Source organism: Nocardia wallacei (assembly GCF_029868745.1).
GTDB classification, from domain to species: domain Bacteria; phylum Actinomycetota; class Actinomycetes; order Mycobacteriales; family Mycobacteriaceae; genus Nocardia; species Nocardia wallacei_B.
Map to the genome: position 1 here is coordinate 1 of NZ_JARWOP010000264.1, position 21,550 is coordinate 21,550.

Consider the following 21,550-nt stretch of genomic DNA (forward strand, 5'->3'; position numbering starts at 1 on the left):
GGAGAACCCCCAAGAACTGTATCGCCGCTGCAACGAACACCAGCGCCGCCTGTTCAATCAGGCAATCTTCCAACAGCTCTACATCGACGACGAGCAGATCAACGGCCACCGCCTGCACGAACCCTTCGGACAGCTACACGCTGAAGCGCCCCGGGGTTGATGCGCACCGGTTTATCTGTCTCCAGCCGGTTGCTCGGCGTGGAGTGCATAGTAGTCGGCTTCGTGCTCGACCGGTGGCCGACGGCCGAGTCGGTGCATGATCCGGGACTGGTTGTACCAGCCGATCCAGTCGGCGGTGAGGAGTTCGACATCGGCGAGCCGGGTCAGCAGGCCGCGCCGGAACGGGGAATCGTCACGGACCGCCTCGGTCTTGTAGAGCCCGATCGTGGTCTCGGCGAGGGCATTATCGTAGGCATCGCCGACAGACCCGATAGAGGGCTTGAGGTCCGAAAGTGTCAGTGTTTCACCGAGTTTCACTGCCGTGTATTGCTCAGGTTCAACCGGTGGACGCAACACCCGAGGTTATGGAGGGTGTTGTGGGAAGGCCGTCGGATTGGATGCGGGAAGTCACAGGGCGAGCGCCGATGCGGTCGCCGGGTGCGCCCGGGACGCCGCGGTCGGTGGAGCGCCTGTTCTGGGACAAGATCGCCGAAGGACTGCTGCCGACGGAAGCTGGTGTCGCAGTGGGGGTATCGCCTGTCAAGGGAAGTCGGTGGTTCCGCGATGCTGGCGGGATGTCACCGTATTCGTGGAGCCGGCCCGGCGGCCGCTACTTGTCGTTCGCCGAGCGTGAGGAGATCGCGCTGCTGCGGGTGCAGGGCAAGGGCGTGCGGCAGATCGCGCAGGTCCTGGGCCGCAGCCCGTCGACCATTTCCCGTGAGTTGCGGCGCAACGCCGCGACCCGAAGCGGCAAACTCGACTACCGCGCCTCGGTCGCCCAGTGGAAAGCCGAACTGTTCGCCAGACGCCCGAAAACGGCGAAGCTCGCCGAAAACAGGCAACTCCGGGACTACGTCCAGCAGCGCCTGGCCGGGCGGATCACCGATGCGAAGGGCCGGGTTGTCACCGGACCGCCGACGGGAACCTGGACCGGGCGCAACAAACCGCACCGCTCCGACAGGCAATGGGTCCAGGCATGGAGCCCGGAGCAAATCTCGCAGCGACTGAAGATCGACTTCCCCGACGACACGTCGATGCGGATCAGCCACGAGGCCATTTACCAGGCACTATATATCGAAGGGCGCGGTGGGCTCGATCGGGAACTGATCCTGACTCTGCGCACCGGTCGGTCCCTGCGCATGCCCCGGGCCCGCTCCAAGCGCGTCGCCTGGGCCCACATCACTCCCGACGTTCTGATCAGTAACCGGCCCGCCGAAGCCGAGGATCGTGCGAATCCGGGTCACTGGGAAGGCGATCTCATCATCGGTACCGACCGCTCCGCGATCGGCACCCTTGTCGACCGGTCCACCCGGTTCACCGTCCTTGTTCACTTGCCTCGTGAGGACGGATGGGGGCAGACGGCACCGGTCAAGAACGGTACCGCGCGCAGTGGTTACGGGGCGTCATCGATGAACAAGGCACTCTCGGCGGCGCTGCGGAAGATCCCCGAGCCGATGCTGAAGTCCCTGACCTGGGATCGGGGAAAGGAGTTGTCGGCCCATGCGGAGCTGGCATCGACGATCGGTGTCCCGGTCTTCTTCGCCGACCCGCGCAGTCCTTGGCAGCGCGGAACCAACGAGAACACGAACGGCCTTCTGCGTCAGTACTTCCCGAAGGGCACCGATCTCTCGCGGTGGACCGCGAAGGATCTCGCGGCCGTCGCGCATACCCTCAACACACGACCGCGGAAGGTTCTCGAATGGCGCACTCCCGCCGAAGCGATGGAACGTCGCCTACAATCGCTGCAACAGCAAAGTGTTGCGACGACCAGTTGAATCCGCCTTGCGACCCCGCATCGGAATGATGTATCAATCCTGTTGCGGTGAAACGGAAAGCGGTTCTACGGCGGGTGAACAACGCCTGTTCGAGCACCGAGATAACCAACGGTGTCGTCTTCGACGACATAACCCGCCAGCCCAAGATCCGTCGCGAATACACGTCCACGCAGAACGCGGTGTAACAGAACCCGGCCAGAGTCCAGCAGTAGGTGAAATCGGCAACCCGCCATTGATCTGGACGCATCGGCGTCGACCAGGCGCGCCCGATCAGGTCCGGATGCCGCGGCGTCGACGCGGGCCCGGGTTCGGTGGTTCTCGTGGTCCGTCACCCGCGCACAACCCCGTCTATCCCGGTCAGCCGCATCAGCCGCGCTACCTGGTCGCGGCCGATATTGTGACCGGCGCGGCGGGCGGTGTGCCAGAGTTTGCGCACCCCGTACAGGCCCCGATTCGCGCTCCACAGGTCGAACGACACGTTCGCGGTGTGAGCATCGGCCCAGGTGGCGTCGCTGATACCGCACTGTTTGGCGGCATAGTAGGTGGACGGGGCGATCTTGAGCCCGTGCTCGGTCAGCACGCGGCAGATCGGGTCAACCCCGAAGCAACCCTTGTGGTCGTCGATGTAGTCGACGATCACCGCAGTCGGCGGTCGACCTCCGCCGCCGCGAAAAACGCACTCGCTGTCCGCAAAAGCTCGTTCGCCCTGCGCAATTCGACTACTTCACGCCGCAGAGCCCTCAACTCCGCATACTCCGATTCCGCCGCGGCCGCCGGCCCGGTCTCGCCCTGCTCGGCGCGGGTGACCCAGTTCCGCAGAGTCGCCGGGTTGATATCCAGCAGCGCACCGACATGCCGGCGCGCACCGGCCATCGAGTCACCGTGCTCGCGGATCCGATCCTGATACATCCTCACCGCCCGAGCGCGGGTTTCCTCGTCGAACTTCCGTGGTGCCGCCATGGCTGACAGTCTCCCTTGCTAAATCAGGAGTCTCCAGCCAGTCCAGGACGGTTCACGTCGTCGGCCCGGTCCCGGGCCACCGCCTGGGGCTACCCCATCCCCCACAGGCGCACTTCACCACCGGTCTCGAAGCCGTAGCGGATGTACCTGTCTGCAGACAAGCTGGTTCAGAGTGAGTTGGCGGCGGCGGCGAGAAGATCTGCCAAGGTTTCCTCCAACTCTGGCAGCACGGCGGCATGCCGGGCTACCTGAACCGAGCGTCGCGATGGGGTTTCATCGGAGACGGCGATTTGGGCGAGCCTCGTCCAAGACTGTGCGGCCAGCCGTGCTGCGCGTGCGGCCGCGTGAACCTTCGGATTGCGCGTGTAATCGGCGAGATCGACGCACCCTTGAGCGATGAGGCGTCGAAACAGACCGCCTCCGGTACCCGCTTTTTCGATGAAGGCAGCGAGTGACCTGAGCACAGCCTCGAGGTCTTCGTCTCCGAAGATGTCGGGCCAACTGGAGACGTCTTCAGCGAAGCGGCGAACGCCGTCGAGCCCGGTGCCGGAGACACCGTTCGAGGCCGGCGCGGCAATCGAACTGGGGCCCCCATGTTTCAGGGTTGCCGCCGATTGTTCGAGCGCTGCGGCAGCCATGGACGGGAGGTCAGGCACGTCGGACGGCCAATCGACTATGTACGTGGCGTGGCGTGTGGGTGTCGGGAACCCCGTGGAGGCTCGTGCCCGTGCCAATGCGTCATACGACACCGTCTGGATCTCATCGCGGTCGTTGTCGACGATATACGCGTCGCGAGCCTCGTCATCATAGCCGACGATAACGATGTCGTGGCGGCTCATGCGCAGTCGTACCCGCAGGTATGGGAGTTCAGCGATGTCGGCCCAGACCATGACGGGCCGTCCGGAGTCCAGTTCGGTCCTCACCCATTTCCAACCGAGGTCGGGATCCTCGGTCTGACGTAGTTCGGTCTTCGCACCGAGGCGCCTCAACAGGTCGACCTCCAAATCCCCACCACGCCCCACCAGGTATATCGGAGGATTGATCGCATCGGCGCGCAGGTAAGCGAAATCGAGTGCGCCGCCGAGTGTGAACACGAGTCCTTCGCTCAGCTCGCCGTCCCAGCCAAGCCCGGCCCAGGACATAAGATCGCGCAACGCACCCGAACCACAATGGCCGCCCTTCAGGTGCGGGTAAGGCTGGATCAGCATCCGGTGACCACCTTCAGACTCGACAGCCCGCGAAAGGACAACCCCGTACGCCAGCGAGGTTGTTCGACGAGCCTAAGACCGGGAAAACGCGCCGTGAGGAGTGGGAACAGTACGGCTCCTTCGAGCCGCGCCAACGGCGCGCCAAGACAAAAGTGAATGCCGGCACCGAACGATAGCGGCGGGGTCCCGGTTCGGGTGATATCGAGGCTATCGGGGTCGCAGAATCGGTCCGGGTCTCGGTTGGCCGCCCCGAGCAAGGTCAATACAACCTGGCCAGGATCCAGGTCGACTCCTGCCACCCGTGTTGGCTCGAGCACCGTGCGCCCATTGGTCTGGACCGGCGAGTCGTAACGCAACAATTCTTCGACGGCGTTGCTCGCCAGATCGGGCCTGGCCCGCAATAGGTCCATTTGGCTGGGATGGGCGAGCAGTGCAGCAACGCCGTTACCGATGAGGTTTGTGGTGGTTTCGAACCCTGCCGCGAACAACAGTATCGCGGTGCCAACGCATTCGTCGTCGTCCAAGACGTCGTCGCCATGCGCCACGGCGAGACGGCTGAGCAGGTCGTCGTCCGGGTGGGCGCGTTTGGCCGCCAGGAGGTCTGTGAAGTACGTTGCGAGTTGGTCTTCCGCTTCACACGCGGCAGTCAGCGCCGCGGCGTCCGCGCTGGGCTCGAGCGAGGCGACCAGGGCGCGTACCAGAGGAGCGGCCACGGCTCGATCGGTCACTGGCACTCCAAGAAGATCGCCTATTACATTCACGGGCAGCGGGAGGGCGAGATCGCTGATGATATCGGCGGAACCCTGGTCCTCGATGACATCGATCAGATCACGGATCTGCGTGACAACGCGGCCGCGCAACTCGTCGATGTGCCGAGGGGTGAAAACGTCAGCGACCAGCCGACGCAGCCGGTGGTGGTCAGGCGGGTTGCGGAACAGCATGGTGCGCCGGAATCGATGCATAGCCTGACGTTGCAACTCTTCGGGAATCTCCGACAAGCCGAATCCCAGCGACTCGTCGGCCTTGCCGAGGCTACGGTTACGGAGCGCAGCTGCGCAGTCGTCGTAGCGACTCAGTACCAGGACCCCCGATCGCGTGACAAGCACGGGCTGAGTCTCGCGCAAGCGTCGGAACGCCTCGTAGGGGCCGGCTGAGCCGTGATCGGTCAGCAAGACGTCGAGGAGTAGTTCCCTCTCAGTTGGTCCAGCAGTCACGCCTGCCTCCGAGCCTTCGCCCGCGACTGCAGGAAGTGTTCGGCCTCGACCACGATGAACACGGCGGTTGCCGTAGTGACCGAGCGCCCTTCTAGATCCTCCATCCTGGCCGCGAGATTCAACTTACGGCTATGCCGCGACCGTACCTCGGCGTGCAGCGTGTAGGGGGTATCGAGCAGTACCGGGGCGAGATAATCCATGTCGAGATTCCGGGTCACGGCGAGTTCGCCGACCGTGTACAGCAAGAAGCCGAACAGGTCGTCGATGACGGTCGCCACCGCGCCACCGTGCGCGATCCCCGGCGCTCCGACATGACGCTGGTCGAAAAGATGGTGAGCAACGACGCCGCCCCCGCAACGCCGCACCGATAGGGAATGTCCGTGCGGGTTGGCCGGCCCACAACCAAGACAGTCGGGATGGTGCGGCGGCAACTCTGGCGATCCGGATTCCAGGAGCCGGAACGAGCGCACCCAGTCCTCCACGCCTGGGTCAGACAACCTACTGACCGCATCCGAAGCCTTGTCCATGGCCAGACCTCTCTGTCGACTAACGCGCGCCCAACATCAGACTCGAGCAGGACCGCGATACAACTACATTGGAGACAATCAGAACCATTTTGTCAACAATTGATCAGATCTCCGCTACTTGTCGCGCATAGCTCGCGATCAAGCAACGCGCGGACATGACGAAGTGTCCGGGAGTTTGTCCACTCATGAACAAAACCCACGTTCTGTTACCATCCGAGGGGTGGTGGAAGAATCGGTGAGGCTGTCGTTCAGGCGACACCTCCGCGAGGCAGCAATCCGCGCCGCCCGCGCCCTGACGGTCGAGAAGGGCTGGGAACGTGTACGATTCGGCGAGGTAGCCGGTCTGATCGGAGTATCACGCGCCACGCTGTATCGAGAGTTCGGCGACAAGCAAGGGCTTGGAGATGCACTCGTTCTGCACGAAGCGGAGCAATTCCTGACCGGGATCGAGGATTTGCTTGCTTCCAACCGCAGCGCGTTGCCTGAATCGATCCGAGCGATAGTTCGCTACACGCTCGACGAGGCTGCAACCAGCCCCTTACTCAAAGCCGTCCTGACTACACCCGGTAGCGGCCCGCGCGATGAAACCGGCGTCCTCCCCCTGTTGACAACCTCTGCCTCCATGCTTCAACTCGCGTCCGAGCGACTGGTCACCGCGTTCCTCCACCACTACCCCACCATCGACGCCAATGACGTGGCCGACGCAGTCGATGCGCTCATTCGATTGACGATCAGCCATCTCGTACTACCGGCCAGCGACAGCGCCGAAACGGCACGCCGGATCTCCGAGATTGCCCTACGTTATCTCGGGGTGGGCTCTGCGGGTCTCAGACCAGATGCCTCAGCTGCATGCCACAACGCGGTACCGAGCCATTGAAGCAGCGGTACCCTCGTTTCCCTTGATTCCACAGCAGCTGGTTCAACGACAAGTAGGCGGCGACGCTCTCGAAACGTAGCTCGGACTCGGCCGGAGGAACGTCGAGCGCGAAGTGGTCGCCAGCGGTTGCGGGCGGTCTGAACCAAGTTCGCGTCGGATCCATCGATTCGGGTCCGCAGGTTCGCACGAAAGCAATCCCGAAACTATCAAATGACACATGAGCTGTCATGCACAAGCCGGGCAAGCCCAACCAGCTGCTGCGTTGGGTAGAGCAGCACCGACGACGCTGACGCACCGAGCAATCGATGCGGACCAGGCCGATCGGCGGTCGTCCCGCCCACCGGCGATGGCGCGACAACGGCATTGCTCACGGGTCTTTTGCCCCGCGGGGATGCAATCCGGCAGTGTCACCGCGCTATGGCAGATAAGCTCATCCCGCGTCGTCTTCGACCGGCGTTTGGCTCGAATTCGCTCAGCTAAGCCTCGATCAGTCCAATATTCTCAATCCGCAAAGTCGAATCCGGGTCTATCCGGATTCCACGAGCTCGCGCCGAGGAATCGATAATCCCCCAAATGATTGCGCTGAGATGCTCGACGAAAGCCTTTCTCGGCATAGCCGAGGTCGGATCGGATTGCGAGTTTATCCACCAATCCGTCGCGGAGAGGCTCGCCCCTACGATCGACTGCACCACCAAGTCTATGCCCGACGTGTCAGCCCCAGCGGTTTCCAAAACCGTGACGAAATGATCCGCAATGAAACCTGCCAGTTCACGTGCGTTCTCAAGAGCTGGATCCGATCCCGATGAATTGTCGCTAAAATGACTACGAACGAGAAACTGGAAGACGTTCTTGTGCTCGTCGACCAGCTGCGCGTATTGCTCGACGAGCTGATTCATCACATTTCGAATCGGATCGGATCCGAAATCAACGGTAGCAAGCACATTCGACCACATGAGTTCCTTCGCACGTTCGATAACAGCTGCACGAAGGCCCAGTTTGTCCTTGAAGTGGCGATACAGCTTGGGTTTTGTCGCACCCGCCTCCCGAGCGATGTCGTCCATGCTCGCGTCCGGACCGTACTTGCCGAAGGCACGGTACGCTGCGTCGACCAGTTCTGCTCGAACCAGGACCCGGTGCTCTTCCCATCGGCTCGAGCGTGCGTCAATTCGCCGAACCACCGAGCTACCGACCTCCCGAATCCGCTTTTGTGCGCCCGCCATCTGGCCGAGTATACGCTATCGGACAAGTGACCGATATCGCGGGCGGCGATTGCGCGCTGGATCGGGCGAGCATGAACGCCGTTACGGGGCCTACGCGAACGCATGGTCAGTCGAATGTCACAGTCACCGAATTGGTGGCGGGTACCGACTGGCATGCCAGTCGATCACCTTCCTCGATATCATCATCATCGAGTACCTCGTTTACTCTCATCTCTATATCGCCGTCGATAACCTTGCACACACATGCACCGCATCCGCCTTCCCGGCAGGAATACGGAGGCGAGTACCCCTCGTTCAACAAGACCTCGACGAGGGTCAAATCTTTCGGCCATTCCAGCTCGGCGCGATCACCATCGAGATATACTACTAGACGGGCTTGTTCGTTCGTCATTGATTCCTTGACGTAGTTCTCCACGTCGAAGGGATCGGAGTGCAGAGATTGGAATACTTCTCGGTGTAGGTTCCGGTGCTGCACGCCGGCTTCGCGCGCCGCGTCTACCACCAAATCCATGAACACCGCCGGCCCACACAAGAAATACATCCGATTTCGGTACTCACGGCAGATTTCAAGGATTGCGCTTCGGTCCGGTAGCCCACGCTCGCTCTCCAGCCACTCGATGAGAGTCAGTCGCTCGGGAAACTGCTTGGCGAGGTAACGGAGGTCTTCACCGAAGATGACGCTCTCGGCATGCTGGTTGGCATAGAAGAGAACGAGATGGCCGCCGCCTTCGAGCAGAGCCGACTTGACGATGGATAACACCGGGGTGATTCCGCTACCAGCTGCGAACAGAACCATGTCCGCATCCAGGTCTTTCGGTGTGAAGTGCCCGGTGGGCGGCAGAACGGTTACCTCAGCGCCAACCTTGATGTTGTCGCACAGCCAGTTAGATCCGTACCCGCCCTCCGTGCGTTTCACTGTGACAGCTAGCGAGTCGTCTGCATGCGGGGAACTCGAGAGCGAATAGCATCTGGCCACATATTCCCCGTCACCGGCTCCGGGAATACGCAACGTAAGAAACTGCCCGGGGTCGTAGGCAAATACGCCCAATTGCTGCTCGGGCACCTCGAACCAAATGGACACCGCATCCGCTGTTTCCTGCACTACACGGGAGACCGTGAGTTCACATGGCATGCTCATCTTCCAGGATATTCCTTCTCTATTATTCCGGCCCGTGGCCCAGATTCAACTGTCGCGCTTGACAAGGCCGTAACGACGGCCGATCGCATAGCCGACACGGGCCAGCGGAGCGTTCAGGTCCTGATACCTCGGCCCCACCGCGCGGGCGACGAAATCGAAACCCAGGGCATCGGGTCCGATAAGGACTCGAGGTTTGTTCCGTCGCACGCCCTTCAGGATCGTTTCGGCGGCGCTTTCCGGAGTGGTGAGCGCTATACGATCGAAACCGGCGACAATCTTCTCCTGATCACCCATCGCGCCGACACCTCGAGCTCCGCGCACAATATTTGTGCGAACACCACCCGGATGCACGCATGTTACGCCCACCGGTAGCCGGTTAATTCGCATCTCCTGGCGCAACGCCTCGGTAAAGCCTCGGACGGCGAATTTGGAAGCATTATATGCGCTCTGACTGGGAATGGCCATCAGTCCGAAGACACTCGACACGTTGACAACATGGCCGTCGCCCGAGTCGATCAGATCCGGAAGAAATAGTTTCGTGCCGTTCACGACTCCCCAGAAATTGATCGACATCAACCATTCGAAGTCGATCCATTGCATATCCAGTATGTCGGCGCCGAGTGCGACCCCGGCATTGTTGATTACCATACTGACCGAACCGAAGTCGCTGAGGACCTGACGACGATATTCCGTGAATGCGCTACGATCGGCCACATCGAGCTGATAGTGCTGGCATTCGACACCCAGCGCGGTACACATGGAGGCGGTTTCGCGGGCCCGTTCGCCGTCGATGTCGGCAATGGCCAGCCGCGCGCCCTCGCCGGCGAGTCGAATTGCAACTGCACGGCCGATTCCTGAACCTGCCCCGGTTACCGAGACGACTCGGTCGCTGAACTCTCTCATCTCGGCAAGCTACCCTTCTTGATCGAATTCGGAAGGAGGTCGCCGCTTCGATCACCTGTCGACTCGCCGACCAACGCGAAATCAGAGTCCGCGACATTGCGGGTACGCCGCCAATACTGCCAGGTGAAACCTGGCCAGACCGTCCGATTGACACCCTGTGCATCGAGGTACCAACTAGTGCACCCCCCGCTGCTCCAGACCCCGTTCACCAATTTCCGCTGGATGTCCGAGTTGAATTCCCGCTGAACGGGTTCACGCACCTCGAGCGCAGCTGCGCCGCGTTGCTTCGCGAGCCGAATCGCGCCGATGATGTACCTGATCTGGCATTCGATCATGAATACCACCGAGTTGTGACCAAGCCCGGTGTTGGGGCCGAGCAGGAAGAACAAGTTCGGGAAACCTGCGGTGGTGATGCCGAGATGGGTTTGAATCCCTTCGTCCGACCATACGGAGGAGAGTTCACGACCGGACGCACCCTTGAGCCGGAGGTGGTCGAACCCGTCGGTTACGTGGAAACCGGTGGCATAGATGATCACGTCGACCGGACGCTTGTCACCGGACTGGGATATGATGGCGTCCTCGGTGATCTCGGCGATCCCGTCGGTGATGACGGATGTAGTGGGCCGATTCAGCGCTGGGTAGTAGTCACTGGAACCGAGGATTCTTTTGCACCCGATGCGATACGTGGGGGTGAGCTTCTTGCGCAGCGCGGGATCATCAATTCCCCGCGCTATGTTCCACTTGGCGACACTCTCGAGCGGACGCATGAAATTGATATGTCCGTTCAGTCCTATCGACAGTGACTCCGCTGACCAGTAGATGGCAGTCCGGAGGGCTTTGGCGAGGATCGGCGCCCTCGTGAGCAGGGCTTGGATCACCTTCGGGACCTTGACGTTCCTACGGGGCAGTACCCACGCCGGCGTCCGCTGGTATAGATGCAGTTCATCGGCTACCTTGGCAATTTCCGGAACGAATTGGATTGCGCTCGCACCGGTCCCGATAACAGCGACCTTCTTGCCATCCAATGTGCAGTCATGATCCCACTGCGCCGAGTGAAATGCTGCACCAGCGAACTTCTTCTGCCCCTTGATCTGGGGGATATTCGGTATATGGAGTGCGCCTACGCCTGAAACCAGGAATCGGGCGACGTACTCGTTGCCGTCGGAGGTCGCAACATGCCACGCGGAATCACTAGGATCCCAGTATCCGGATTGCAAGGCCCGCCCGAAATGCGTGCGGCTATAGAGATCGTACTCGCGTGCGAGACTCAGGAGATACTGCTGAATTTCATCCTGTCCTGCCCACAAGTGACTCCAATCCGGCTTGGGCTCGAAAGAGTACGAGTACATGTGAGAAGGGACATCGCAGGCACAGCCCGGATATGTATTGTCGCGCCAGGTTCCGCCGATTTCGGAATCCTTCTCGATTATCAAGAAGTCATTCATTCCCGATTTCAGCAGTTGAATCGCCATTCCCATGCCGGAGAATCCGCTCCCGACTATGAGGACCTCTGTTGTGTGCACCCTCTCGCTCGCTGCACGACCTCCCGAACCATTGGTCTTTCCCGTGTATTTGGCAGAACGGTTATTACTCATCGATTTCCTCTGAACGTTGGCTCACGTGCGGTACAGGTGGCCACAATTTTCGATAGCTACTCAGCTACTGCGGATATGTCGGACCGGGGGCGGGACCGAGGAGTTCGCGGGATTCGACGAGTGCCCGCCGCAACATATCACGGCGCGACTTGCGCTTAGCAATATGCGTGGTGCTGTTCACGCCGGTCCGAGTCTGTTCACCGCCGGGCGATATCGTCGGGGAGGCTCCTCGTCAGGCGCCAAAGGAACATGGTGAAGCGACCTTCCATCATTCCTGCCTCATCGAAGAATCGGATCATCGGCTCGGACATGAACTGCAGGTTCTCCCGGTAGTGCGGGCCGAATTGGCAAGCGAGGAACCCCCGCAGAGGATGCACGCCGACAGCACGGTACAGCTTGGGATTGATCAAGATCGGGTAGGACAGGTTCGCGACAACTGCGAGGACGCCGCGGTGCCATGCCCGCGAGATCCGGCCTCGCGACCGCATACCCTCGACAAGCTCGGAGCGCGCGAACGTGATGTGGCGGGCCTCCTCGAGCACGTGAATTTTCATCAACTGCCGGACCTGCGGTTGTAGGCGTTCGTCGTTCATCGCTTCACGCTGTGCCCGATCGAGAATCTCCTCGATCAGCAAGGTCGCGCCCTGGATCGAGGGCCCGAGCGGGACGAAATGCAGGATCTTCGCCAGCGACAGAAACCCCGGCGGAAGCTTGTAGGGCGGGATCCCCGTTTTGGCGATCAGACGCGCGAACATTGTGGAATGGCGGCTCTCGTCGCCAACCTCGGCAAGTGCGTATAGGGCCTTGTTGTCGACGAGATCACCCGTCGTGTTCAGCCGTAGCAACGCCATACTCAGCAAATTCTCGGCGTAGATCCCGAAGCTGAGGATGCTCACCAACTCATGTTTGCCCAGGTCGATCTTCTGTTCCTCGGAAAGCCGGTTCCACAGACCGGTGCCGTAGAGGGACAGGCGATGCTCGGGGAACCACGCCTTATCCGGCAGCCACGGACTATCCCAGTCGATGTCGACTTCGGCGTCGTAGAACTTCTCTACGGAAGTCTTGAGCAGTCGTCCGGCCGATCGTTGCAGGTCAATGGGTCGCCGACCGCTCACGCGCGCCATACCGTCGGTGGTTACGGCAATCTGCCCGTTGGTCTCGGCCCTGACGTCACTGGTCGTCATCTGTCGCTCCTTTGAGACTCGATCGATGACTCTGCATCGATACATCCTGTCCGGATCAACGTCCGGTGGCAGTAACCCGGTATCCGCTCAAGAGTGCAATACGGGCAGTAGCGGATACTTGGGGTATGAGGTAACTTTGACCCCGGCGGCGCGGCTTGTCAAGGGCCGGCCCCGATCCCGACGCCGGGCTACTTGGCCCCAGTGCCGGGCGATCCGATCGCTGGCGTCGACTATCGACCAAACGGAGGAGTTCACAGTGAAGTCTCAGAGTCCGCACGATGCCTCTGACTACATCGGGCCGGCCACAGTGGTGATCGCAACCGACGACGTCGAGGTGCAAGTCGAACTGCGCGGCTATTTCCAACCCATCGACGGCCGCTTCAGCTGGTACGGGCGCATCCGCCAGAACGACGAACTCGACAATCTGTTAGGGGGACGCCGACGTTCCGTGCTGATCCGGACCAGTACGGGCGAGGCACCGGCGACCATCGGCGATCGTGACTTCTGGGGCCGCTATCGAGTTCAGGGCAGAGGACGACCGCCCTATCACGTGCCGACGACGCTGGAGGAAGTAGAAGCTACGCAAAGCTGAGCCGTAGGACCTACGCGAATGCCGACGACGCCCCGAAGGGACCAGGATACCGACATGATCAGCTTTGGAGACCGGCTTCGCGACCGCAACTCCGCGGCTTGGACGCTGGCCATAACCTGTGCCGCAGTAGCATTGGTTGTTGCGGCCATGGCAGCGCTGTACACCGCTCTGCCTGCCCTTGCGCTCGACATCGGCGCAGATCAAAATGCTCTCACTTGGATCGTCGACGGATACACGCTGGTCCTCGCCTGCTTGGTTTTGCCCGCTGGCGCGATCGGCGATCGGTATGGGCGCCGACGCGTTCTAATCGTCGGCCTGGCGGTCTTCGCGGCCGCTTCAGTTGTGCCTGTATTTCTCGATACTCCTGCGGCACTCATTGCCTCCCGGGCCTTGGCGGGCGCAGGAGCAGCTTTCGTCATGCCGGCGACCCTCTCGCTTCTGACAAGCAACCTCCCAGTGGAGAAGCGGTCGTACGCGGTCGGAGTCTGGGCCGGGATCGCCGGCTCGGGTGGCGTGATCGGCATGGTGGGATCCGGTCTGCTTCTTACCCAGTGGTCGTGGCATTCGATCTTCGTCGGTCTGACCGTCGTCGCACTACTACTGCTGGTTCTGGCCTTCACCGTGCCCGATTCACAGGACGCCGAACTCCCGCCGTTCGATCTTCTCGGCATGTTCTGGGTCGTGCTCGCCATCGGCACGTCGGTGTTCGCGGTCATCGAGGGTCCGTCGCGCGGCTGGACGGATGTCCGGGTTCTTGTCGCAGGTGCGGCGGGAGTAATCGGCACCGTGGCATTTATCCTCACCGAGGTGCGTGCCGAGCACCCGCTACTGGACGTGAGCCTGTTCCGCCGCCGGGGCTTCTCAAGCGGCGCGCTATCGATAACCATCCAGTTTCTCGTGACTTTCGGTGTGATGTACCTACTGGTACAGCACTTCCAGCTCATCCTCGGGTTCGATGCCCTCGGCTCGGCGCTGGCGCTGGCGCCGATGGTCGTTCCGCTCATCGTGATGTCACTCGTGTCGCCGGCAATCGCTGCATGGGCGGGATTGCGGGTGACGACAGCGACCGGTCTTCTGACCATCGCCGTCGGCTTACTCGCCATCCTTCGCCTCGACACCGGTTCGTCGTACTTCGACGTTCTCTGGCCCCTGTTGATCATGAGCGCCGGGCTGGGCTTGTCGGCCGCCCCCGCGACCAACGCGATCATGCTCGACACACCGTTGGAGAAGCACGGGGTATCCGCTGCGGTCAACGACGCGACTCGCGAAGTCGGCGCGGCCATCGGCATTGCCGTCTCCGGTAGCATTTTGTCCGCGAGCTATACCTCGAGGATCAACGAGGTGCTGGACCGCCTTCCCGAGCCCGCGCGCGCTCCGGTCCGCAGTTCCCTGGCCGGTGCCCTTGAAGTCGCTGAGCGTGCCGGTAATGTAGGAAGACCTCTCGCCGACTATGCGAAGGATGCCTTTTGGAGTGGGGTGGAACATTCGGCGCTCGCGCTGGCAGCGATCACCATAGCCGGGGTTCTGATCCTCGTCCCACTTTCCCCTCCACGAAAAGCCGCCGAAAGCGGTATCCGACGGCGCCGCCGACGTCACCTCCCCTGGCCTACACACGCCGCTCGAACCAGTCGATCGGATGCCCACGCCAATGACCGATCGATGGCATCAGTGCGGCGAACACTCGATCCATAGTCAGTTGCGTTGTCCCCAATGCATCGCATAGCGACCCGTAGGTCGAATGGGCAGTGTCTGATCATCGAGGATAGGTAGGTTCAAGTGGTGCGCGCTTTGCGAATTCGTCTGACCTGACCCGATGAGATTTGGTCCGGCGGCTGTGAGAGCATTGCCGCCCACGTAGTGGGCAGGAACGCTCGATGACTATGGCGACACGAAAAGGGCACACACCTCCACAGGCCGTGCGCAAGCTGAGCAAGGCCGTCCACCTGCTGGGCGAGAATAAGGAAGTCGCCGTCACTGCAGATCACCATGGCCACCTACTAACGGTGGCGCAACCAGTTCGGCGGGCTGAAGGCCGGCGACGGCAAACGGTTGAAGGGCCCCGAACGCGAACACTCCACTCTGAAAAGTCTTCTCGGCGAGGCGAAGCTAGAGAAAGCTGCATTGAACGAGATCGCCAAGGGAACCTTCTAGACCCGGAACGCCGGCGGGCGGCCGTGGCGCACCTGGTGCGGGTGCTCGGGGTCCGCGAAAGGTTCGCCTGCCGGTTACCGGCGAACATCGAAGTATACAACGGCGCGTTCGAACCACCGACACCAATGCACATCCCGATGCGGCTTTGCGTGAATGGCTGCGTGCCTGGACGAAACCCATCCACGGCAAGGATTCCGCCGCGCCTACCACGGCGCCCGCAGCGAGTGCTGGACAGTCAATCACAAGAAAATCCAACGCCTCTGGCGCGACGAGGGATTACGAGGGCCGCTGCGGCGCCGAAACGCCTGGAAACCACCACCACCACGGAGGCAAAGGCACCCAACCGTGTATGGGCAGTGGACTTCCGATTCGATGCCAGCGACGACGCACGCCCGGTCAAGATCGTCTCCATCGTCGATGAAACACACCCGCGAATGCTTGGGCCGGCTGGTGGAACGATCGATCACCGCCGACGGACTCATCAACGAATCGCTGTCGATCGCAGCTACCCCGCCGCCCTGCGCTGCGGCAACAGACCAATTTCGCGTGCCAGGCGACTGGGCGGCGGAACGGGTCTGCTCAGCGTTCGTCACACTAGCCGACCCTGCCGCAACGGCTACATTGAATGGTTCAGCCGCCGCCGACGCGACGAATGCCCCAACATCAACAGCTTCTGGTCGTTGACCCAAGCCCGCGTCGTGATCAGCGACTGGAAGGAAGAATACAATCACCGCCGAAGAGATTCCGGCCTGGGCTGCAACGCCCCAGCCGGATACGCTACAACCCTGCATCCCCTACAACCGGTTCTCACACGCGGCGGACCGACTACCGGGTCCCGTCACCGCTTAGGATACTCCGACCCGGTCGGCGCAGAACTGGTTGCAGGGCAACCGAAATCATCTCCCGACCGTTGTCCAACCTAAAACCGGGGCGGCGGACCGATGATGGTGACCAGCATGTTCTGTAGCTCGGTACCTGCCGCCGGGCACAACCTTGAACAACAGCTTCGCCGAGACGTTCGACAACAAGGTTGCGAACCCGCGCGCCGGGCCGCAACCGCTGAAACAGCCAGCTGGAACCCGCATTGAAATCGGTGGCTTCAAAGCCGACCACAACTAGCGGCACCGGCAGCCGACGCTGGACTATACGACATCGGCCCCAGCGCGCTGCGGCTGCACCCACTACCCTGACAGTCATCATCCGGCTGTTGAGAAAGGGCGTTCCGCGGTTCCCGGACCGATATCAAGCTCTGATAGCGAACTATTCGCCTATCGTTACCCTCAGCGTATGACGAATGTTAATGCCGCTATGCGACGGTTGCTTCGCGTATGCGCGCTTCCCGAGTCAATCCGAGGAGATGGACGGCCACCTCACCGCTGCGTTCGTAGGGCAGGTAGTGCCCAGCCTTTTCGAAGATGACCAAATGACTCCCTGGAATACGATGCCGAAGCGCACGCGAGTGATGAACGGGGGTCAGGCGGTCACGAGACCCGACCAGCACGACGACGGGACAGCTGAATCTGCCCAGCACGCCGTAACGTTTGTGAGAGAGTATCGAACGGGTCAGCTCCGCGACATTGCGAGAATTGCTCTTCGCGAGCTGCAGCACAGCACGGTTCATATCGTGCCGACGAGGACGCGCTCCGAATAGGATGCCTCGTGTCGACTGCCGCATCAGGAAAAGCGGCCGGGAAGGAATCCTGATATAGGGTAGCGCCTCCAGACCCAGCATTATCAGCCTTCGCCAGAATTTGCTGCGCATCATATTTCCCAGAATATCGCCCGCCCCTGTCGACACCAACGCGACGCCGAGGATTCTCGGTCCGAGCACCTCACTGTGACGTTCAGCCAAGGCCATGAGAGTCATCCCTCCCATCGAATGACCACCCAATACGACCGGACCCGTAGGCACAGTTTCCGAAAGAATAGTCGCAAGATCATCCGCAAGAATCTCGAGGCTGGCCGGAGCCGACTCCGAATCCCCGTGTCCCCGATGGTCGTAGGTGACGACGCGAATAGTCGGGTCCGCAGCGATCACAAGCTGAGCAACGTCCTCCCAACTCTCGTGCGACAACGCGAGTCCATGGGTCAAGACCATAGTCACTCGCGGGGTCTGCGAGCCCCATTCGGTGATCTGCAATGTCGGACCGTCGTCCCGTGTGAGAGCGAGTCGGCGGCAGGGAACACCCGCGCTGGAAATCGAAGTCATTATTCCAAGCTCCTCAACGTCGAAAAACCCCGGTGACTATTTGGCCGGGAGTGCCGAGTCGACACCACCGACATCTGTTACCTTCCAATCCAGATTCTTGTCAACTGTTACGGTATAGGTAACAGTCGTTTGCGCACCCTCCGGTATCTGCGCACTCTTCGATGTCACATTCAGGAACACGTTGACGACGTAGACACCCGATCGTTCGGAGCGCACTGTCGCCGCGATGGGAACTCCACTAGAACTCCACTTCAGTGGCAGCACAATTTCTTTCAGCTGCGGAGCAGTGGCATCGAACTTGTTTGCAAGAACGGGCGAGACGTTGGACTTCAAACCACGAACCCACTGGTCGAAATTCTGATAGTCGATATTCGAGGCTCCGACTGCATACTCAGACGCTACTTCTTCGGCGCGCTTCTCCGCGGCTACGACAGCGTCCCGATCTTTCAACTCGCTCCTAGCCGAGAGCCACAACGGAATCGAAACGGCCACCGCGACAACAAGGAGGGCTACTGCGGTTCCCAAGGCCAGAGAACGCAGGCTTATCGAGAACGACCTCTCCGACCCGCGTGCGCTCGAGCCACCCTTGACCGACGTCCGAGGCACACCCGCGTCAACCGGCTTTTCTTCCGCAGCTTCGCGGTCGGTATCATGAGAATCTTCTGTGGGCATAATCAGCTCCGGTGTCTCTCGTTCTTTCACATCTATTTGACGGCGATCCGCATTCGCAAAGCACCGTCCCCCGTGACACTGAGTGCACGATCTATCAGGTCGCTTATGTTGATTTGCGCCATGGAGTTCGACGCGCTTTCCGCCAGTGGCTGTACCGCCGGGACCAGATCACGAAGATCGGGGCCGATCTCATTGATGTAAGACGTCACTTTATCAAGGAAGGGAATAAGTCCGTTTCCTTCGATATAGTCCCCGGGCATATTGCCGATTCGAGACAGTCGCGCCAGAGAGTCCGCGATGAGTGCGCCCCACGCTCCGGCTTCCTCCCACAGAGGGCCGGCGGCGGTCATCGACTCCTCGGCCCACTCCATATCAGCACCCATTGTTTGCAAATTCGTCAAGATATTACGGATTTCGGGTGACCTACTCAGAATCGTTTCCGAAAGCAGCGTTGTCGATGCCGCCAGACGCGGCATCACGGCTTCCGTTCCCGACAACGTCTGATCCAAGGTCTTGACGATATTGCTGATCGCCTGTGGGTTCAGTTGCTCGACCAGATGGGTGACAGTATGCGCCACATCAGGTATCGAGCGGGGTAGAACCACTTCAACCGCGTCGATACGCTGACCGTCGGCCAGGTAGGGCCCGGCATCAGTATCCGGTACGAACTCGATATAGGGCTCCCCCAACCCCGAAAGGTCCTCAACAGTAGCGCTGCCGGTCGCAGGAACCCTGTACTTGGGATCGAGACCCAGCACCAATTCGACACCACGCTCGGCCTTGTCGATAGAGTCGATCTCTCCTACCTTCACTCCTCTCAACAGGACCGGGGAACCGGGTAGCAAACTCCCGGTCCTCGGCAGAGCCATGGTCACAACAGTCCTGCCAGAAAACCAATCAACTCGAAGCACACCGAATGCTAGGTATGCGGTGCCCAAAACCAGCACGATTCCGATCGACACCAGGGATAGCACGGAACTCGACTTCATCGAACCACTCCGATCATCCGCAGCGACGCAAGAATACTGTCTATCCGATCGTCGTCCGATATGGGGCCGACGCCTTCAATGCCTACAATATTAACCTTCGGACCGCGCTCAACAAACGGAATAACCTTTTCGCGCAAAATGGCCACGGCTTTGTTCAAATTCGAGGGGGCGTTCAGATCAAGCGGGCGGCGAGTGAACAATAGCGGCACGAAGGCACGTGCGGCCTCATTGCCCGATTGCGCCAGGGGGCCGACCCACCGGAGAGATTCTGTGAGCAATTTGAATCCGTCGTACAACGTGATCAACCCGATCATGGAAGTCATCGAAGCAGCGGCCTGACTCACCCCCGACTCCGTCAGCAAATACTCCAATTCAGGGGTTCGACGCTGCACCACGTCCGTGTTCGCGCGCAGACCGTTCAGCATTGCGTCGACGGCATCCAGGTGGTTGGCCAGGTCAATGATATCCGCACCGACTACCTCGGATATCGAAGCAGTCTGCCGAGTGTCCATCGGCAGCACCCCGTTCACGCGGTTCATTATCTCCTGAGCCTGTTGAATCCCTCCTCCTTGGACGAAGGTCGCGAGTACGTTCATGGTGTCCTCAACCTGCAGCAGCGGCTTCGTCTTGTCCAATCCGATGGTGGCCCCCGGGGGAAGGGCATCCTGCGTGCCGGTCGGCGGAGTCATCAGCGCGATGGAGACATCGCCAAGTATCGTCGGCTGGCGGAGTTCAGCGGTGGTGCCGACCGGCAATCGAACCGACGCCATCAGGTCGACATCGACGGCAACATACCCGTCGTGGTCCTTGCCCGCGTCGACCAGTGACACATCGCGCACGACCCCTGCTCGCAGACCATCGACTGTAACCTTCGCTCGCGCTGGCAGATTCAAGGCGTCAGCGAACAGAATCCGGATACCGTACCGGTCTCCAGAAATTCCGGTCCCCGGAACGGGAACCTCCGCGGGATCGAATCCACATCCGGGAACTATGCACACCATTGCCACCGCGGCCGCAGCGATGAACCGACCACCACGCTCACGAGCAGATCGCGCCCATACGACTCGTCGCAGAACCATCACCGCGCACCTGCCGTCCCGAATATCAACGGAAGAACCGAAACTTTCTCCAACCCGTTCTCAGCGGACTTGCAGCTACCTGGCACGACACGCTCGATGGCCGCGCATACCCGCTCTGCGTCCGCCGGCGGCAGCTGAGGCGCCGCGTAAGTCAGGATCGGTGAACCACCCTCCTGCGCCGTCGCCCTCTGAAAAGCCTGCACCAGCGGTGGCGTCAGGTCGATTATTTCTTGTAATGAGCCGATATTTGCACGGGCGAGACGCGCTAATGGGACTGTCGCGTTCAGCGCTTCGAGAATTTGGTCACCAAACATTGAAGTAATCTCGTTCAACCATGGCACAATGATCCGCAACGAATCGATAATCGACACGGTGCGCTCAAAGATGCCATGATCGATCACTTCGAGACCTGGAGCCAGACGCGTGATCATGGCCTTGATATCGCCCCATCCGCCGGCCATGCTGTCCGATAATGATCGCAGTGAGTCGATGAGCGCACCGATATGCCCGATAGCAGCATTGGGGGAATTGAGAGCACGACCCAACTTGAGGATCGTATCATTCATTTCAGGTCCTGTTCCGGATAATGCGGCATCTAAGGCCGCGAGCTCATCCGCAAGCCTTTCACGCTGTGTCGAATCATTTCCATCGGTGATCTCTGCAGCGAGGTTGCCCAGCGCATTCATAGTCTGCGACATGCTCTTTGGCGTCAGTGTACGGGTAATGCACTGTCCAGAATCCCATTCATGCTCGGCTTCGCTGTCATCGAGTAATGCAAGCGATCGGTCCGCGACGATTGTGTCGGATACGGTGGTAGCTGACACCTGACCGCGGGGCGAATGGCTTACCTCTACCTCGAATTCGACACGGACCATGTCACCATGAGGTTCGATACGCGTCACCGAGCCGACTCTGACCCCTCGCATGGTGACATGGTTCCCGGCGTACAAGCCGATTGCATCCGGCATATTCGCGCAATAGCTACGCATCCTCTTGGGAGGCTCGATGATCACGAAGTATCCGACGATCAGAATTGCACATACGACCGCGACACCGAGAACGGACATGAGACCCCGGGACGCCAAGAGCTTATTCATC

Annotated in this window: 17 protein-coding genes, 3 pseudogenes and 1 other annotated feature; of the genes and pseudogenes, 5 read left to right on the top strand and 15 right to left on the bottom strand. The window is 60.7% G+C overall.

The genetic code is table 11. From position 1 onward, the window contains the following. Positions 1 to 171: 171 nt before the first annotated feature. Positions 172 to 489 (bottom strand): annotated as a pseudogene (locus QH470_RS23840) (integrase core domain-containing protein); the annotation flags it as partial. Between the two features lie 68 nt (positions 490 to 557). On the opposite strand from QH470_RS23840, the gene QH470_RS23845 reads away from it, so the two are divergent. Next, positions 558 to 1,934 (top strand): IS30 family transposase, encoded by a 1,377-nt coding sequence (locus tag QH470_RS23845; RefSeq protein ID WP_084538231.1) that lies wholly within the window; start codon positions 558 to 560, stop codon positions 1,932 to 1,934. Between the two features lie 7 nt (positions 1,935 to 1,941). On the opposite strand, the pseudogene QH470_RS23850 reads toward QH470_RS23845, so the two are convergent. The 4 genes and pseudogenes from QH470_RS23850 to QH470_RS23865 all read right to left on the bottom strand — a co-directional run. Next, a pseudogene (locus QH470_RS23850) lies at positions 1,942 to 2,894 on the bottom strand (IS3 family transposase); the annotation flags it as partial. After that, positions 2,482 to 2,613 (bottom strand) — a sequence feature (AL1L pseudoknot). (Overlaps the previous pseudogene by 132 nt.) 167 nt (positions 2,895 to 3,061) lie before the next feature. Next, complete coding sequence (locus QH470_RS23855) at positions 3,062 to 4,102, bottom strand: BtrH N-terminal domain-containing protein (protein WP_043737843.1); 1,041 nt, start codon at positions 4,100 to 4,102, stop codon at positions 3,062 to 3,064. Further along, positions 4,096 to 5,274 carry a cytochrome P450 gene (locus QH470_RS23860; RefSeq protein WP_178128353.1) on the bottom strand — a complete coding sequence of 393 codons (1,179 nt, stop codon included), beginning with the start codon at positions 5,272 to 5,274 and terminating at the stop codon, positions 4,096 to 4,098. Before QH470_RS23860 ends, QH470_RS23855 begins: the two co-directional genes overlap by 7 nt. A gap of 38 nt (positions 5,275 to 5,312) precedes the next feature. Continuing rightward, on the bottom strand, positions 5,313 to 5,843 hold the full coding sequence (locus QH470_RS23865; RefSeq protein ID WP_051047376.1) for a PaaI family thioesterase: 531 nt from the start codon (positions 5,841 to 5,843) through the stop codon (positions 5,313 to 5,315). 220 nt (positions 5,844 to 6,063) lie between these two features. Here QH470_RS23865 and QH470_RS23870 point away from each other — a divergent pair, with 220 nt between their 5' ends. Beyond that, positions 6,064 to 6,720 carry a TetR/AcrR family transcriptional regulator gene (locus QH470_RS23870; protein WP_171048474.1) on the top strand — a complete coding sequence of 219 codons (657 nt, stop codon included), beginning with the start codon at positions 6,064 to 6,066 and terminating at the stop codon, positions 6,718 to 6,720. 476 nt (positions 6,721 to 7,196) lie between these two features. On the opposite strand, the gene QH470_RS23875 is transcribed toward QH470_RS23870, so the two are convergent. The 5 genes from QH470_RS23875 to QH470_RS23895 all read right to left on the bottom strand — a co-directional run bounded on the left by QH470_RS23875 (position 7,197) and on the right by QH470_RS23895 (position 12,760). Then, entirely contained in the window at positions 7,197 to 7,940 is a 744-nt protein-coding gene (locus QH470_RS23875; RefSeq protein WP_051047375.1) for a TetR/AcrR family transcriptional regulator, read from the bottom strand. A 106-nt stretch (positions 7,941 to 8,046) separates the two neighbouring features. After that, positions 8,047 to 9,078 carry a ferredoxin--NADP reductase gene (locus QH470_RS23880; RefSeq protein WP_067514454.1) on the bottom strand — a complete coding sequence of 344 codons (1,032 nt, stop codon included), beginning with the start codon at positions 9,076 to 9,078 and terminating at the stop codon, positions 8,047 to 8,049. A gap of 45 nt (positions 9,079 to 9,123) precedes the next feature. Continuing rightward, positions 9,124 to 9,981, bottom strand: a complete 858-nt coding sequence (locus QH470_RS23885) for an SDR family NAD(P)-dependent oxidoreductase (protein WP_014349816.1) — start codon at positions 9,979 to 9,981, stop codon at positions 9,124 to 9,126. Continuing rightward, positions 9,978 to 11,576, bottom strand: coding sequence for a flavin-containing monooxygenase (locus tag QH470_RS23890; RefSeq protein WP_083888066.1), 1,599 nt, complete (start codon positions 11,574 to 11,576; stop codon positions 9,978 to 9,980). The genes QH470_RS23885 and QH470_RS23890 overlap by 4 nt, the downstream gene beginning before the upstream one ends. Positions 11,577 to 11,773: 197 nt before the next feature. Then, positions 11,774 to 12,760 (bottom strand): AurF N-oxygenase family protein, encoded by a 987-nt coding sequence (locus QH470_RS23895; protein ID WP_014349814.1) that lies wholly within the window; start codon positions 12,758 to 12,760, stop codon positions 11,774 to 11,776. A 256-nt stretch (positions 12,761 to 13,016) separates the two neighbouring features. Here QH470_RS23895 and QH470_RS23900 point away from each other — a divergent pair, with 256 nt between their 5' ends. The 3 genes and pseudogenes from QH470_RS23900 to QH470_RS23910 form a co-directional block, all read left to right on the top strand. Beyond that, a complete protein-coding gene (locus tag QH470_RS23900; RefSeq protein ID WP_014349813.1) occupies positions 13,017 to 13,352 on the top strand; it encodes a DUF4873 domain-containing protein in 336 nt (111 codons plus the stop codon). Between the two features lie 54 nt (positions 13,353 to 13,406). After that, positions 13,407 to 15,044, top strand: a complete 1,638-nt coding sequence (locus QH470_RS23905; protein ID WP_051047379.1) for an MFS transporter — start codon at positions 13,407 to 13,409, stop codon at positions 15,042 to 15,044. Between the two features lie 182 nt (positions 15,045 to 15,226). Continuing rightward, positions 15,227 to 16,282 (top strand): annotated as a pseudogene (locus tag QH470_RS23910) (integrase core domain-containing protein); the annotation flags it as partial. Positions 16,283 to 16,809: 527 nt separating this feature from the next. Here the strand turns inward: QH470_RS23910 and QH470_RS23915 are convergent. From QH470_RS23915 to QH470_RS23935, 5 genes are all read right to left on the bottom strand, one after another. Next, a complete protein-coding gene (locus QH470_RS23915; RefSeq protein WP_084538232.1) occupies positions 16,810 to 17,643 on the bottom strand; it encodes an alpha/beta fold hydrolase in 834 nt (277 codons plus the stop codon). 105 nt (positions 17,644 to 17,748) lie between these two features. Then, entirely contained in the window at positions 17,749 to 18,384 is a 636-nt protein-coding gene (locus QH470_RS23920) for a hypothetical protein (protein ID WP_178128354.1), read from the bottom strand. 32 nt (positions 18,385 to 18,416) lie between these two features. Beyond that, positions 18,417 to 19,373: an MlaD family protein gene (locus QH470_RS23925; RefSeq protein ID WP_014349808.1), complete on the bottom strand. Its 957-nt coding sequence runs from the start codon at positions 19,371 to 19,373 to the stop codon at positions 18,417 to 18,419. Beyond that, positions 19,370 to 20,452 carry an MlaD family protein gene (locus QH470_RS23930; protein ID WP_342215528.1) on the bottom strand — a complete coding sequence of 361 codons (1,083 nt, stop codon included), beginning with the start codon at positions 20,450 to 20,452 and terminating at the stop codon, positions 19,370 to 19,372. Before QH470_RS23930 ends, QH470_RS23925 begins: the two co-directional genes overlap by 4 nt. Continuing rightward, positions 20,452 to 21,549: an MlaD family protein gene (locus tag QH470_RS23935; RefSeq protein ID WP_138445784.1), complete on the bottom strand. Its 1,098-nt coding sequence runs from the start codon at positions 21,547 to 21,549 to the stop codon at positions 20,452 to 20,454. The genes QH470_RS23930 and QH470_RS23935 overlap by 1 nt, the downstream gene beginning before the upstream one ends. Position 21,550 lies beyond the last annotated feature (1 nt).